Genomic DNA, 15,077 nt, shown 5'->3' on the forward strand with positions numbered 1-15,077 from the left:
CGGGCTCAGTGACAGGGGCACCGCGCGAACCCAGTGGTGGGATGAGTGGCGGGCCATCGCTGGGAGCACCCTCGGGCACCGCTGGGCCCGTGCTGGGGCACCCCTGCGATCAGTGGCGAGGCGCGTCGCATTCCAGCCGACGCGCCATCGCCGCGCCATCGCGGTCCCGTTGCCGTGTGCCCGGGCGACGGCTCTCCGGCAGCCTCTTTCCAAGCAAGAAACTCTACAGTTGCCAGACCGGAAACTCAGCGGCTAGAGTTTCCATCATGGAAACCAGCGAGCACGCGTCCCAGCCAACGCCTGAGGAGGCCCGCGCGGCGTTGGCCGATGCCGACGAGGTGAGGGCGTCGGTCGCGGCGTTGTCCGCTACGCCGTGGCCGGTGTGGTTCGTCGTGGCGATCACGGCGATGTTCGTCGTCCTGCCGATCGCGCTCGGGGGCATGCTGGCCGAGCCCGACTGGCTGATGCCGCGGTGGGCCTGGCTAGTCGCCATGCTCATCGCCGAGGTGGTGTTCGTGGCGCTCTTCGCCGTCGCGGCCAGGAGTTGGCAGGCCAGGACCGGGGTGGCGCTGCGGCTGGACGTCCTGCCGAAGTGGGCCACCATCCCGGCGGCCGCCGTCCTGCCGCTGGTCGTCGTCGGCGCCGCGTACGCGTTCCGCGACACCAGGCAGCCGCTCTGGCTGTTCGGCGGCGCCGCGGTGGGGGTCGCCCTGTCGGTCGGCTTCCACCTCTGGTTCGTGCGCCTGCACGGGAAGCCGTCGTGACCACCAACGCCACCGACCCGATGAGCGGCTTCAACACCACGATTCACGCGCCCAACCGGCTGCGCATCTGTGCCCTCCTCGACACCGCCGGCGAGGCCGAGTTCGGCGTCGTGCAGGAGCAGCTGGGGGTCTCGGCGTCGGTGCTCAGCAAGCACGTCACCGTCCTCATGGAGGCCGGTTACGTCGATCAGCGCAAGGCCGTCCGCGACACCCGGCAGCGGGTCTGGCTGACGCTGACCCGGCAGGGACGCGAGGCGTTCCGGGCGCACCAGGCGGCCTTGCGGGCGATCGTTGGGCCGTAGGGACGCGAGGGCCTCGGGGCCTCGTCGGTCCAGGGGGACGCGGGGGCGTTGCGCGCCACGCGTCCGGGCGGGTCAGGCGCCTCGCGCGCCATATACAGGCCGGTGAGACGCGAGAGCTCCTGGGAACGCAACGCCGCCCAGCGCCGCTCCGCGCAGCAGACGGCCCTGCGGGCGATCGTCGGCCCGAAGGGAGATAGGGACGCGAGGGCCTCGGGGCCTCGTCGGTCCAGGGGGACGCGGGGGCGTTGCGCGCCACGCGTCCGGGCGGGTCAGGCGCCTCGCGCGCCATATGCAGGCCGGTGAGACGCGAGAGCTCCCGGGAACGCAACGCCGCCCAGCGCCGCTCCGCGCAGCAGGCGGCCCTGCGGGCGATCGTCGGCCCATAGGGGCGACGACGGCCGGCCCGGGCGGCCCGCGCCGGCCGTCAACAGCACCCCGAGAGGCCGCAGCAGCAGGGACCGCAGCCCGGCGCGAACGCCCCTCCGACGCTCAGCCGAACAGCGCCGCGTGCAGGTGCTCGGCCCCGGCGGCGTCGAGGGAGCGGGCGGCGAGCCAGGCGGCACCGGCGGCGCCGTCCAGCGCGACCCCGACGGCGGCGGAGGGCCAGGTGGCGGCGAGGCCGGAGCGGACCAACCGGGCCAGGGGCGTGTCGGTGGTCAGCAGCGACCCGGCCAGCACGATCGGCGTCGCGTCGCCGGCTGTGCGGACCATCGAGGTCTGGTCGAGCAGGGTCGCGGCGGCCGCGGCGAGGAGACGGTCGGCCTCGGGGTCGACCCCGGCGTGCGCCGTCACCAGCGGCGCCAGCGCGGCCAGGGCGACCGGCGGCTGGGCGTGCACCGCCAGGACGAGATCGGACGTCACCTGCCGCGACGACGGGTCGAAGTCCGTCGCGCCGGTCAGGGTCCGCAGCACGGCCAGCCCCAGCGGCCCCGGCCGGGTGTGCTGGTCCAGCGCGGCCAGCGCCACCTGCACCGCCGACCGCCCGAGGAAGAACCCGGACCCGAGGTCGCCGAGCAGCCAGCCGTGCGCGTCGATGATCTGCGCCGGCCGCCGGTCCGTGAACCGCGCCGCCAGCGACCCCGTCCCGGACAGCACCAGCGTCCCGTCGGGCGACGGCGTTCCCGCGACGAAGGCCGCCACCGCGTCGGCGACCACCTCGTAACGGCAGGTCAGCCCGGCCTTCGCCCATCGCGAGGCCAGCGCGGACGCGATCTCGGGCCGGTTCAGATTATTGTCGCCCGCCGACGCGATGACCGCCGCGCGCACGGATGCCGGGGACACCGTCGCCAGGGCTGCCGCGACGGCCGCCGACACCGCGTCGAGCGCCTTGTCCCGCGCGTGCGACGTGAGGTTGGCGCCGTCGGCACGGCCGGTCCCCAGCCGGCGTCCGGCCCGGTCGATGACGACCGCCCGGGTGGACGTGCCGCCGATGTCCAGGCCGAGCGCGAGCGGCCCGCCGCTAGCCTCCGTCGTCGCCACAAGAATCCTTTCCGCCCGGTCTCGCCCAGGCTGCGGGTGGGTCACGCTTCCGAAAACTCTCGTCAAACACTTGACATCCGGCCGTTGGTAGAAAGAATTCTCACCACTACGGCTCTGAGGGTCGCAGACGAAACTGACTACCACGCCGGGAGGTCGTGTGGCGGAAGGGACACTACCCACCGCGGAAGTGCCCGAGGCCGGGTCGCCCGCCGATTCCGTGCTGATGCGGATCCGGGCCGCGCTGCCCGACCTGCCCGCCGCGTTGCAGCGGGTAGGGGAGCAGGTCCTGTCCGCGCCCGCCGTCGTCGCGAGGGCGACGATCCTGGAGACGGCCGAGCGGAGTGGGACGTCGGCGGCGACGGTGACGCGGTTCTGCCGCGCGCTGGGCCTGCCCGGCTACGCCGACCTGCGGCTGGCGATGGCCGAGGAGACCGGCCGCTCGTCCGCCGTCGCCGGCTGGGAGGTCGACATCGGGCGGGAGATCCTGCCGACGGACTCCCTCCAGGAGATGCTCGACCTCATCACCACCGCCGACCTGCGGGCGATCCAGGAGACCGCCGCCCAGCTGGACCTCACCGAGGTCGAGAAGGCCGCCGACGCCATCGCGGACGCCGGCCGCGTCGAGGTGTACGGCATCGGCGGCAGCGCGCTGGTCGCGGGCGAGATGCAGCTCTGCCTGCACCGCATCGGCATCCCGACGTGGTCGTGGAGCGACGTCCACGTCGGCCTGACCAGCGCCGCCCTGCTGGGCCCGAGCGACGTCGCCATCGCGGTGTCGCACTCGGGTGCCACCTACGAGACGGTCGAGATGCTGTCGGCGGCGGGCAGCCGCGGCGCCACCACCGTCGCGCTGACGAGCTACCGCAACTCCGCGCTCGCCGAGGTCGCCGACATCGTGCTGACGACCGCCATCCACGAGACGACGTTCCGGCCCGACGCCCTGGCGGCCCGGCATCCGCAGCTGATCGTGCTCGACCTGATCTACGTGGCGGTCGCGCAGCGGCGGTACGAGACGACGGGCGTCGCCCTGAACCTGACCGCACAGGCGGTCAGCGCGCACCGCGCGGTCAGCCCCGAGACGGCCCGAGCACTGAAGAAGGAGCAGCGGTGAACGACGTCAGCGCGGCCGCCTACCTGGCCCGGCTCAACGAGATCGTCGACAACGTCACGACGACGCAGCTCGACGAGGTGCACCGCGCGGCGGACATCGTCGCCACCGCGGTACGCGCCGGCGGAGTGGTGCAGGCGTTCGGCACCGGGCATTCGCAGGCGACGGCGATGGAGATCGCCGGGCGCGCCGGAGGGCTCATCCCCACCAACCGGATAGCACTGTCCGACCTGGTCATGTACGGCGGCGAGGCACCCGAGAAGATCCTCGACCCGCGCACCGAACGCGACCCGTCGCTGGCCCAGCGGCTCTACGACCTGGCCCCGATCGAGGCACAGGACGTGTTCGTCATTGCGTCGAACTCGGGCATCAACGGTAGCATCGTCGGGATGGCGCAGGTCGCCCGTGAGAACGGGCACCCCGTCATCGCCATTGCATCCCTGGAACACGGCGCGCACGTGGAGTCGCGGCACCCGTCGGGGCGGAAGCTCACCGAGCTCGCCGACGTCGTCCTCGACAACGGCGGGCCGTTCGGCGACGCCGTACTGCCGCTGCCGGGAGGCGGCGCCGTCTGCGCCGTCTCGTCCATCACTGCGGCACTCCTCGCGCAGTTGCTCACGGCGGAAGTCGTCCGCCGGCTCCTCGAGGCCGGCGACACCCCGCCCGTCTATCTCTCCGCCAACGTCCCGGGGGGAGACGTCCACAACGACGGTCTGCTGCAGCGCTATGCAGGCCGGATTCGTCGTGGTGGCTGAGGGATCGCCGGACCCACACACCATCAAGTCCAGGAGAGGTTTCACGATGTCCAGCAGCATCGAACGCACCCCTGCGGCGGCCGGAACCGACCGCCGGACCTTCCTGCAACGCGTCGCACTCACCGGCGTGGCCCTCGGGCCGGGCGCCGCCTTCCTCGCCTCCTGCGCGACGGGCGGCGGCGACGACGATGAGGACAACGCGTCGCAGGCCCCGACGGGCGACGTGTCCGACGACAACCCGCTCGGCATCCCGACCGACCAGCCCCTGCAGATCTACATCTTCGACGGCGGCTTCGGCGACGCCTACGCCACCGAGCTGCACGAGCCGATGTTCAGCGAGCGCTGGCCCGACGTCACCATCGAGCACAACGCCGCCGTCGACATCGGCGCCGAGCTGCAGCCGCGCTTCGTCGCCGGCGACCCGCCGGACTTCGTCAACAACTCCGGCGACGGCCAGATGGACACCGCGACGCTGGTCTCCGACGGCCTGCTGTACGACCTCTCGCCGCTGTTCGACGCGCCCAGCTGGGACGACCCCGACGTCACGGTGCGCGACAGCCTGCTGCCCGGCACCATCGAGGCCGGCACGTTCAACGGCACCCCGTACGTCCTGAACTACGCGTTCACCGTCTTCGGCACCTGGTACAACAAGACGCTCATGGACGAGAACGGCTGGCCGGTGCCGACGACGTGGCAGGAGATGATGGACGTCTGTGCCGACATCGCCGCCACCGGTGTCGCGCCGTGGGTGTACCAGGGCGTCACGGCGCCGCGGTACATGAACTGGCCGCTGCTGTCGATGGCCGCCAAGCTGGCCGGCCCGGAGATCCTCATCGCCATCGACAACCTCGAAGAGGGCGCCTGGGGCCACGAGGCGGTCAAGGAGTCGGCGGCCGCCATCCGCCAGCTGGCCGAGAACAGCTACTTCCTCCCCGGCGTCGAGGGCATGGAGTTCCGCGACGCGCAGGGCCTGTGGGCGCGCGGCGAGGCGGTGTTCTGCCCGTCGGGCTCCTGGCTGGAGAACGAGGAGGCCGACGCCATCGCCGAGAACCCGACGTTCGAACTGGCGATGATGCCCGACCCGCTGCTCTCGCCCGACTCCGTCATGCCGCTCGAGACCGTCCGGGCCACCGCCGGCGAGCCGTACATCATCCCGGCCGACGCGAAGAACCCGCTCGGCGCGATGGAGTACATGCGCGTCATGCTGTCGATGGAGGGCGCCCGCGGCTTCAGCGAGCGGGTCACCAGCCTCACGTCGGTGGCGGGGGCGTCGGACGGCGTGCAGATCGACGCGCCCGGGCTGGCGTCGGCGCAGGCCGCGCTGCAGGCCGCCGGCACCAACGTCGTCAACTGGTTCTACCCGAGCTGGTACCCGACGATGGAGAACCCCGGCATCGACCAGAACACGGCCGCGCTGCTGCGCGCCGAGATCACCGTCGACCAGTGGGTGGAGCAGAACGAGGCGGTCACGGCGACGATCCGCGACGACGACTCCATCGTCAAGCAGACCCGCGAGTCGTAGGAGCACGGGCATGCGGCACGGCAAGTATCCCTTCATCCTGGCCTTCCTGCTGCCACCGGTCGGGATCTACGCGATCTACATGCTGTCGCCGTATCTCCAGGCCATCTACATCTCGATGACCGACTGGAGCGGCTTCACCTCGACCCAGACGTTCATCGGGTTCGACAACTACGTGGAGATGTGGCACGACGACCAGCTGCGGACAGCGTTGCGCAACAACCTGATCCTGGTGCTCGTCGTGCCCGTCCTCACCCTGCTGCTCGGCCTGTTCTTCGCGTCGATGCTCAACGTCGGCGGCCGAAGGCGCGGGGGAGCGGTGACGGGTGTGCGCGGCGCGTCGATCTACAAGGTCGTGTACTTCTTCCCGCAGGTGCTCTCCGTCGCGATCATCGGCATCGTCTTCAAGTACGTGTTCGCGCCGGAGAACGCCGGCGGCATCCTCAACCGGGTGCTCGGCGCCGTCGGGCTGGACGGGCTGCAACGGCTCTGGCTGGCCGAGCCGAACTACCTGATCTGGATCGTCGTCCTCGTCATGACGTGGTCGTTCGTCGGCTTCTACGTGGTGCTGTTCTCGGCCGCGATGCAGTCGATCCCGCGCGACATCTACGAGGCGGCGCTGCTCGACGGCTCCAGCCGGCTCACCACGTTCCGCAAGATCACCGTCCCGCTGGTGTGGGACACCGTGCAGGTGGGCTGGGTGTACATGGCGATCCAGGCGATGGACGGGTTCGCGACGGTGCACATCATGCTCGGCATCAACGGCGGCGTTCAGGGCGCCGGCGACGTCCTCGGCATCGCGATGTACCGCGAGGCGTTCGCCGAGTCCGACTTCGGCTACGCCGCCGCGATCGGCGTCCTCATGCTCGTACTGACCATGCTCGTCGCCGTGGTGTTCATGCGCGGCCTGCGCCGGGAGAGGGTGGAGCTGGCATGACGACGACAGAGGCGCCGCCGCGCGTGTCCGGCGGCAGCGGGGGCGGACGGGGCGGCCGCGGCCGGATGCCCGGCGTCGGCGTGGGGGAGAAGGCGGTCGGCCTGATCAACGGCGGGTTCCTGCTGTTCTGGGGGCTCATCACGGCGCTGCCGCTGCTGTGGGCGATCATGTCCGCGTTCAAGACCAACGGCGAGTTCCGCGTCGACCCGCTCGGCCTGCCGTCCGGCGTCCAGTGGGACAACTTCTCGCGGGCGTGGTCGGCGGCCAACATCGGCCAGTACTTCCTGAACAGCGTCATCGTCGTGGCGATGTCGCTGACCCTGACCATGCTGTTCGGCGCGATGGGCGCGTACGTCCTGGCCCGGTACGACTTCCCGGGCAACCGGTTCGTCTACTACCTGTTCGTCGGCGGGCTGATCCTGCCGGTGTTCCTCGCGCTCGTCCCGATGTTCTTCGTCGTCCGCAACCTCGGGAACCTGCCGGTGGTGGGGCAGTTCCTCGGGCTGAACAGCTACCTGAGCCTGGCGCTGGTGTACACCGCGTTCTCGATGCCGTTCACGGTGTTCTTCCTCACGGCGTTCTTCCGGACGCTGCCGACGTCGATCGCCGAGGCCGGCATCGTGGACGGCTGTTCGCACTTCACGCTGTTCTGGAAGGTCATGCTGCCGATGGCCCGGCCCGGCATGATCAGCCTGGCCCTGTTCAACTTCCTCGGCCACTGGAACCAGTACGTGTTGCCGCTGGTCATCATGCAGGACCCGGACAAGAAGGTGCTGGCGCAGGGTCTGGGCACGCTGGCCACGAGTACCGGCTTCCGGGCCGACTGGTCGGCGTTGTTCGCCGGTCTGGTGATCGCGCTGCTGCCGGTGCTGATCGTCTACATCGTCTTCCAGAAGCAGGTGCAGGCCGGGCTGACCGCCGGGGTGCTCAAATGAGTTGACCTCAACCTTAGTTGAGGTATTTGACTGTCCCCATGACGTTCGAAGCACGTACCGAAACCGATCACGGCCCGCCGCTGGCCGGCGCGAAGGAATGGACCGCGCTGGCCGTCCTCAGCCTACCGGCGATGCTCGTGATCATGGACCTGACGGTGCTGCACCTGGCCGTGCCGCACCTGAGCGCCGACCTCGCGCCGTCATCGTCGCAACTGCTCTGGATCACCGACATCTACGGCTTCCTGATCGCCGGCTTCCTCATCACCATGGGGTCGCTGGGCGACCGGATCGGACGGCGGAAGCTGCTGCTCATCGGCGGCGCCGCGTTCGGGGTGGCGTCGGTCCTGTCCGCCTACGCGACCAGCCCCGAGATGCTGATCGGCGCCCGGGCCCTGATGGGGATCGCCGGCGCGACGCTGATGCCGTCGACGCTGTCGCTGATCCGCAACATGTTCCTCGACGACCGCCAGCGCACCACCGCGATCTCGCTCTGGATGATGAGCTTCATGGTCGGCGGCTCCATCGGCCCGCTGGTCGGCGGGGCGCTGCTGGAAGTGTTCTGGTGGGGCTCGGTGTTCCTCGTCGGCGTGCCGGTCATGGTGCTGCTGCTGGTCGCCGGCCCGTTCCTGCTGCCCGAGTACCGCGACCCCCGCGCCGGCCGGCTCGACCTCTTCAGCGCCGTGCTGCTGCTGGCCGCCGTCCTGCCGGTGATCTACGGCATCAAGAAGCTCGCGTCCGACGGGTTCGGCTGGCTGCTGGTCGCCGCCATCGCCGCCGGGCTGGTGTTCGCCGTCATGTTCGTGCGGCGGCAGCGGTCGCTGGACGACCCGCTGATCGACATCGAGCTGTTCCGCAACCGGGCGTTCGGCGTGACCCTCGGCGTCATGACGACCGCGACGTTCGCGATGATGGGCCTGAACCTGTTCGTCATGCAGTACCTCCAGCTCGTGCACGGGCTGTCGCCGCTGCGTGCGGGCCTGTGGGTGCTGCCGATGACCGGCGCCATGATGATCGGCATGATGGCCGCGCCGCTTCTCGTGCGCTACGTCCGGCCCGGGTACGTCATCAGCGGCGGCCTGCTGGTCAGTTCCGCCGGCATCGTGCTGATGACGCAGATCGACGGCTCGTCCGGGTTCGGCGTGCTCATCACCGGGACGTGCGTCATGGCGGCCGGGTTCACGCCGCAGGCCGCGCTCGGCACCGACCTCGTCATCCGGGCCGCGCCGCCGGAGAAGGCGGGCGCCGCGTCGGCCGCGTCGGAGACGGGCAACGAGCTCGGCGGGGCCCTCGGCCTCGCGATCCTCGGGAGTGTCGGTACCGCCGTCTACCGTTCGGGTATGAGCGACTCCGTGCCCTCCGAGCTGCCCGGCGACGCCGCCGCGGCGGCGGGCGACACCCTGGCCGGCGCCACCGCCGTCGCGGCCACGCTGCCCGACGCCGTCGGCGGCCCACTGCTCGACGCCGCGCGCGCCGCGTTCACCGACGGCCTGCAGGCCACCGCGGTGGTCAGCGCGCTGGCCGTCCTGGCCGGCGCGGTGCTGGCGGCGGTGCTGCTGCGGCGGGTCGGCACCGACACCGGCCCCAGCGGCGACGCCCCGCCGTCCGCCGTCGATCCCGCCGCGGAGGTGCCGGTCCCATGAGCATGGAGGTCACCGCGTGGAACGCGCTCTACAACGCGATGCACGCGCAGCAGGACACCCGCCCGTTCTCGCGCGCCACGCTGCGCCGCATCTTCGCGTTCGCCCAGCCGCACCGGCGCTACCTGGTGGCGTTCACGGCGCTGAGCATCGTGACGGCGGTCCTCGCGGTGGCCACGCCGGTGCTCGCCGGCCGCGTCGTCGACGCCATCATGGAGGGGTCGTCCCAGCGCTACGTCATCGGGCTGGCGGTCGTCATCGCGGTCATCGCGGTCGCCGAGGCGGGCGTCGGCCTGGTGCAGCGCTGGCTGTCGGCCAGCATCGGTGAGGGGCTCATCCTCGACCTGCGCCAGGCTGTCTTCGACCACGTGCAGAAGATGCCGGTCGCGTTCTTCACCCGCACCCGCACCGGCGCGCTGGTCAGCCGGCTCAACAACGACGTCATCGGCGCGCAGCGGGCGTTCAGCGACCTGCTCTCCGGCGTCGTCAGCAACGTCGTCATGCTGGTGCTGGCGCTCATCGTCATGCTGGGCATCTCGTGGCAGATCACGCTGCTCGCGCTGGCGCTGCTGCCGGTGTTCGTGCTGCCGGCGCGGCGCATGGGCGGCAAGCTGGCCCGGCTCGAACGCGAGGCGGCCAACCACAACGCCGTCATGGGCACGCAGATGACCGAACGGTTCTCCGCGCCCGGCGCCACGCTGGTGAAGCTGTTCAGCCGGCCCGAGCGCGAGTCGGCCGAGTTCTCCGTCCGGGCCCGCCGGGTGCGCGACATCGGGCTGCGCACCGCCATGGTGCAGTGGATCTTCGTCACGGCGCTGACGCTGGTCGGCGCGCTGGCGCTGGCCCTGGTGTACGGGCTGGGCGGGTTCTACGCGCTGCGCGACCAGCTCGACGCCGGCGCCGTCGTGTCCATGGCGCTGCTGCTGACCCGCCTGTACGCGCCGCTCACGGCACTGGCCAGCGCGCGGGTCGAGGTCATGAGCGCGCTGGTCAGCTTCGCCCGGGTGTTCGAGGTGCTCGACCTCAAGCCGCTCATCGTCGAGAAGCCCGACGCCCGTCCGGTGCCCGACGGCCCGGTGTCGGTCGAGTTCGACGACGTCCACTTCAGCTACCCGGCGGCGTCCGACGTGTCGCTGGCCTCGCTGGAAGAGGTCGCCATGCTCGACACCCGCGGCGGCGACGAAGTCCTGCACGGCGTCTCGTTCACGGCGGCGCCGGGCGAGATGGTGGCGCTGGTCGGGTCGTCCGGCGCCGGGAAGTCGACCATCGCGCAGCTGCTGCCGCGCCTCTACGACGTCGACACCGGCGCCATCCGCCTCAACGGCGTCGACGTCCGCGACCTCACCACGGCGTCGGTGCGCCAGGCGCTGGGCATGGTCACCCAGGACGGCCACCTGTTCCACGAGTCGATCCGCGAGAACCTGCTCATCGCCCAGCCGTCCGCGTCCGACGACGACCTGTGGGACGTGCTGCGGCGGTCCCGCCTCGACGCCCTGGTGGCGTCGCTGCCCGACGGCCTCGAGACGGTCGTGGGGGAGCGCGGCTACAGGCTGTCCGGGGGCGAGCGGCAGCGGCTGACGATCGCGCGGCTGCTGCTGGCCCGGCCACGGGTGGTCATCCTCGACGAAGCGACGGCGCACCTCGACTCCACCTCCGAGGCCGCGGTGCAGGAGGCGCTCGGCGAGGCCCTGGAAGGGCGCACGGCCGTCGTCATCGCCCACCGGCTGTCGACGGTGCGGTCGGCCGACCAGATCCTCGTCATCGAGGCCGGTCGCGTGGTCGAGCGGGGGACCCATCCGGAGCTGCTCTCGGCCGATGGCCGGTATGCGCAGCTCTACCGCACCCAGTTCGACCAGCCCGCCGCCGACCGCTCGGCCGCCGATGCCCCGGCGGACCCAGGGCCCGCCGACGCTGAGCTGGCCGATGCTGGGCTGGCTGATTCTGGGCTGGCTGATTCTGGGCTGGCTGATTCTGGGCTGGCTGATTCTGGGTCGGCTGAGGCCGAGCTGGCGGATGGCGGGCTGGCCGATGCCGAGCTGGCTGATGCTGGGCTGGCCGATGCCGGGCCGGCTGATGCTGCGCCGGCTGATGGCGGGCCGGCCGACGCTGGGCCGGTGGCGGACGACCGCCGCGCGGGTGCCGCGCCTGGCGCGGCTCAGACCGATGCCGGCGAGGAGGTGGTGCCGCGCTGACCAGCCGATCCAGCCGGGGCGCCGGCCACCCACGACACGAACGCCTCGACGCCGTCGATCACGGCCTCGTGCCGCACGGAGCGGAACAGGTCGAAGGAGTGGTGCGCGCCCGGCAGTTCGGCGTACACGACCGGGCTGGGCGACGCTGCCCGTAGGTGCGCGACGAACTCGCGGGCGGCGGTCACCGAGACCAGCGTGTCGCGGTCGCCGTGCGCCACGAACACCGGCGGCGCCGCGTCGGCCGCATACCCCACCGGCGACGACACGGGCAGGTCCTGCGGGCCCATGCCGTAGTAGTGGCCGTAGTAGCCGTACAGGCAGATCGCCGCCAGCGGGCGGTGCGCCGGAGACGGCGCCGTCACGTCGGTCGCGGCAGGCTGGACCGGCCCCGCCGGTGCGGGTCGGCCGGCGGTCGCGGCCGGCTGGTCGGGTGCCGTCGACGGGGCCGTCGCAGCGGTGGCGGCAGGCTGGTCGGGCGCCAGCAACGGCGCCGTCACAACGGGCTGTTCGGGCGCCGGCGACAGCGCGGTCACGGCGGCCAGGTGGGCGCCGGCGGAGCTGCCGGCGAGGATCACGCGGTCCGGGTCGCCGCCGTACTCGGCGATGTGGGCGCGGACCCAGGCCAGCACGCGCTGGAGGTCGGCGAGGTGGCCGGCGAAGTCGGTGTGCGGGCGGAGGCGGTAGTTCGCGCTGACGCACACGTGGCCGCGGGCGGCCAGCCGGTACAGCAGCAGCCGGCCCTCGCGGTTCTTGTGGCCGCTGAAGTAGCCGCCGCCGTGCAGGTAGACGATGACGGGCGCGGGCTCGCCGGTCCGCGGGGCGCGGGACCGGTAGACGTCGAGGCGGTGCCGCCGGCCGGCGTCGCCGTAGGCGAGGTTCCTGGTGCGCCGCACGTCGCGGCGATGCACCCACAGCGGCCTGAACAGGATCGACGCCCACGGCGTCCGCCGCCCGACCCGCTCGGCGGCGGCGTCGCCGAGGCCAGCGGCGACGGCCGAGCGGACGATCCGCGGCGCACCGAGCGATCGCCGCGCGACGACGACCAGGCCGGGCGCCGTCAGCGCCGCGACGCCGACGACCGCCCACGCGCCCGCCGACTCGACGTCGCCCTGCCCGAACACCAGCGCCGTCGATCCGGCGAGCAGGGTCAGGGCCAGGAACGGCAGCTCGTTGACCACGAGTCCGAGCACGAAGCTCACCACCCCGACGACCGGGTAACGGCGCGGCGCCGGTGCGAGCGCGGCCAGCGTGCCGAGGGCGAGGAGGACGGTCGAGAACAGGTATCCGTAGGGCATGCCGCCACGCTAGGAACCGCGCGGCGGCCGCACCCATGACGGAAGTCACCACCCGGCCGTGAACCTCGCCGGCAGCCGAGCAGATCCCGGCCGGTCGGCCAGCGCGACGCCGGTCGGCCAGCGCGACGCCGGCCGGGCCAGCGCGACGCCGGCCGGGCCGGCCGGGCTGGGGGAGGCCGGCCGGGCTGGGGGAGGCCGGCTGTATCGGGGGAGGCCGGCCGGGTGGGTCAGCCGCGGAGCTCGCGGGCGAGGTCGGCGACGCGGGCGGACCAGGAGGGGTCGTCGGCCGCGGGGCCGGTGACGGTGAGGACGAGGCGGGCGCCGTGGCCGGTGCCGTCGCCCAGTTCCCAGCGCACCTGGGCACCGCCCCGCGCGGTGTAGGCGAGCGCCTTGGGCTCGTCGCGCTCGACGACGCCGGCGGACGGGGCGTCGGCGAGGCGCTCGATGACCGGCCAGGCGACCCCGGCCGGGGCGGTGAGCTGCCGCTCGAACCGCACCCGCGACTCACCGTCGACGGTCGAGGAGACGCCGGCGCCGAGGCCGAACCGGTCGACGAACGCGTCGTGCTGTGCGGCGGACGGCGACGCGGCGGTGACGGGCTCGCCGGCCAGGACCTGGCCGAGGCCGACGAAGCACTGGCTCCACCCGGACGCGAAGCTGGCCGCGCCGTAGCGGTCGTCGAAGACGTGGGTGAACTCCAGCAGGCAGCCGTCGCCGTCGTCGCGCAGGGCGAACCGCAGCAGCTCGTCGCCCCAGGTGAAGGCCAGCAGCCGGCCCGGCGACACCTCCGTCACCCGGCCGTCGACCGCCGGCCCGCTGCCGTCGCCCCAGTCGAAGCTGACGTCGGCGCCGGCTTCGAGGGCGAACTCGACGCGGGCGGGGAACCACTGGCTCAGGTGGCCGGGCTCGGTGAGCGCGCGCCACACCTGCGCCCGCGGATGGCGGAACCGGCGCTCCATGCGCAGCACGCTGCGGTCGCCGTCGGTGTGCAGGGACTCGGTCACGATGACTCCTCGTAGATGTTCCAGGTCAGCGGCGCGCCGCCAGACGTCCCAGTCGATGGGACGGGCGTCGAGGGCGGCCGCCAGCAGCTCCAGCCCGGCGTGCCAGCCGGTCGCGATGGCCGCGCCGGAGCAGGCGGCCGTCGCCGTGGGGGACGAGCTCCCGGTCACTCGTCGTCCATGGTGTCGAGGTGGCGCTCGAGGGCGTCGAAGCGATCGGCCCACATCCAGCGGTACGGCGTGAGCCACGCGTCGATCTCGGCGAGCGGCTCGGGCCGCAACTCGTACCACCGCCGCTGCGCCTCGGGGCGGACGGTGACCAGCCCGGCCTCGCGCAGCACCCGCAAGTGCTTCGACGTGCCGGGCTGGGACAGGCCGACGGCGGCGGTCAGCTCGCCGGCCAGCCGGGGGCGCTCGCGGAGGAGGTCCAGGATGCGCCGCCGGGCGGGGTCGGCGAGGACGCCGAACGGTTCAGTCGCCATGCCATCGACGTTAGCCGTTCAGCTATATAACCGCAAGAGTATATAAACGTCAGCGCAACTGCCCCCGGATCGCGCCGGGCTGGAACGACGCGTTGTGCACGTTGACGTAGAAGGCGCCGGGGTCGGCCAGCAGCGCGGCCAGTTCACTCTCGGTGAGCGTCGAGGTCGTGTTCTGGCCGTCGGGGACCGCGGTGATGCAGCCATGGCTGACGGGGTCGGGTGTCGCGAGGCCGATGACGATCGGGCCGGGGTCGGTCGGCGGGGCGATGTGGATGTGCGCCGCCGTCGCCGGCTCGATGCGGACCGCGACAAGCGTGTAGCAGAGCGTGTCGCCCCGGACGACGGCGGCGAACGCGCCGCGACCGTCGGCGTCGCCGGGTCCGGGCCGCTCCGCGGCGCCGGTCAGCACGGGGTGCAGGGTGGTGACGTCGCCGCCGCCGGACGATGCGGGTACGGCGCCCGCGACGAGTGCGGCTCCGGCTGCGGTGACCAGGGCCGCGGAACGGAGGAGCCAGGTGCGCATGATGCTCTCCTTCGAGACCGGGTGTGACGGAGGTCGCCTGAATGGACCCCCCGTGGTTGTACGACGCCGGCTGCCGGAGGGATTCCGCCCGGCGCGAACATCTCGGCGGGCATCATCCGTTCGGTCAGTCCGCGCCACACCGAACGGA

The 15,077-nt window shown here is 72.3% G+C and carries 14 protein-coding genes; 9 read left to right on the forward strand and 5 right to left on the reverse strand.

Annotation, left to right across the window (positions count from 1 at the left end; translation table 11 throughout):
- The first annotated feature begins 266 nt into the window (after window positions 1–266).
- Window positions 267–764 (forward strand): hypothetical protein, encoded by a 498-nt coding sequence (locus tag BLV02_RS14435; protein WP_069113311.1) that lies wholly within the window; start codon window positions 267–269, stop codon window positions 762–764.
- 20 nt (window positions 765–784) lie between these two features.
- On the forward strand, window positions 785–1,066 hold the full coding sequence (locus tag BLV02_RS14440; RefSeq protein WP_069113561.1) for a transcriptional regulator: 282 nt from the start codon (window positions 785–787) through the stop codon (window positions 1,064–1,066).
- Between the two features lie 489 nt (window positions 1,067–1,555).
- Here the strand turns inward: BLV02_RS14440 and BLV02_RS14445 are convergent, their stop codons facing one another.
- Window positions 1,556–2,545, reverse strand: a complete 990-nt coding sequence (locus BLV02_RS14445) for an N-acetylglucosamine kinase (RefSeq protein WP_069113310.1) — start codon at window positions 2,543–2,545, stop codon at window positions 1,556–1,558.
- A 223-nt stretch (window positions 2,546–2,768) separates the two neighbouring features.
- On the opposite strand from BLV02_RS14445, the gene BLV02_RS14450 reads away from it, so the two are divergent.
- Genes BLV02_RS14450 through BLV02_RS14480 form a run of 7 tightly spaced genes read left to right on the forward strand, consistent with a single transcriptional unit; the run spans window position 2,769 to window position 11,628 of the window.
- Window positions 2,769–3,656 (forward strand): SIS domain-containing protein, encoded by an 888-nt coding sequence (locus BLV02_RS14450; protein WP_083289001.1) that lies wholly within the window; start codon window positions 2,769–2,771, stop codon window positions 3,654–3,656.
- The gene (locus BLV02_RS14455; protein ID WP_069113308.1) at window positions 3,653–4,408 is read left to right on the forward strand and encodes a sugar isomerase domain-containing protein; all 756 of its coding nucleotides are present in this window, start codon (window positions 3,653–3,655) and stop codon (window positions 4,406–4,408) included. Before BLV02_RS14450 ends, BLV02_RS14455 begins: the two co-directional genes overlap by 4 nt.
- A 46-nt stretch (window positions 4,409–4,454) precedes the next feature.
- On the forward strand, window positions 4,455–5,930 hold the full coding sequence (ngcE, locus tag BLV02_RS14460; protein WP_069113307.1) for an N-acetylglucosamine/diacetylchitobiose ABC transporter substrate-binding protein: 1,476 nt from the start codon (window positions 4,455–4,457) through the stop codon (window positions 5,928–5,930).
- A 10-nt stretch (window positions 5,931–5,940) separates the two neighbouring features.
- Window positions 5,941–6,864, forward strand: a complete 924-nt coding sequence (locus tag BLV02_RS14465; RefSeq protein WP_069113306.1) for a carbohydrate ABC transporter permease — start codon at window positions 5,941–5,943, stop codon at window positions 6,862–6,864.
- The gene (locus BLV02_RS14470) at window positions 6,861–7,799 is read left to right on the forward strand and encodes a carbohydrate ABC transporter permease (RefSeq protein WP_074946340.1); all 939 of its coding nucleotides are present in this window, start codon (window positions 6,861–6,863) and stop codon (window positions 7,797–7,799) included. Before BLV02_RS14465 ends, BLV02_RS14470 begins: the two co-directional genes overlap by 4 nt.
- Before the next feature lie 38 nt (window positions 7,800–7,837).
- Complete coding sequence (locus BLV02_RS14475; protein ID WP_069113305.1) at window positions 7,838–9,439, forward strand: MFS transporter; 1,602 nt, start codon at window positions 7,838–7,840, stop codon at window positions 9,437–9,439.
- Window positions 9,436–11,628, forward strand: a complete 2,193-nt coding sequence (locus BLV02_RS14480; protein WP_216094402.1) for an ABC transporter ATP-binding protein — start codon at window positions 9,436–9,438, stop codon at window positions 11,626–11,628. The genes BLV02_RS14475 and BLV02_RS14480 overlap by 4 nt, the downstream gene beginning before the upstream one ends.
- Here BLV02_RS14480 and BLV02_RS14485 read toward each other — a convergent pair.
- The 4 genes from BLV02_RS14485 to BLV02_RS36515 form a co-directional block, all read right to left on the reverse strand.
- Window positions 11,592–12,923 (reverse strand): alpha/beta hydrolase, encoded by a 1,332-nt coding sequence (locus BLV02_RS14485; protein ID WP_069113304.1) that lies wholly within the window; start codon window positions 12,921–12,923, stop codon window positions 11,592–11,594. The two genes, BLV02_RS14480 and BLV02_RS14485, sit on opposite strands and share 37 nt — an antisense overlap.
- Before the next feature lie 227 nt (window positions 12,924–13,150).
- Entirely contained in the window at window positions 13,151–14,095 is a 945-nt protein-coding gene (locus tag BLV02_RS14490; protein WP_216094401.1) for an SRPBCC family protein, read from the reverse strand.
- Window positions 14,092–14,406, reverse strand: coding sequence for an ArsR/SmtB family transcription factor (locus BLV02_RS14495; RefSeq protein WP_069113303.1), 315 nt, complete (start codon window positions 14,404–14,406; stop codon window positions 14,092–14,094). Before BLV02_RS14495 ends, BLV02_RS14490 begins: the two co-directional genes overlap by 4 nt.
- 49 nt (window positions 14,407–14,455) lie before the next feature.
- Window positions 14,456–14,929 carry a CHRD domain-containing protein gene (locus tag BLV02_RS36515; protein WP_069113302.1) on the reverse strand — a complete coding sequence of 158 codons (474 nt, stop codon included), beginning with the start codon at window positions 14,927–14,929 and terminating at the stop codon, window positions 14,456–14,458.
- Between the last annotated feature and the right edge of the window lie 148 nt (window positions 14,930–15,077).

It is taken from the genome of Jiangella alba, assembly GCF_900106035.1.
GTDB lineage: Bacteria > Actinomycetota > Actinomycetes > Jiangellales > Jiangellaceae > Jiangella > Jiangella alba.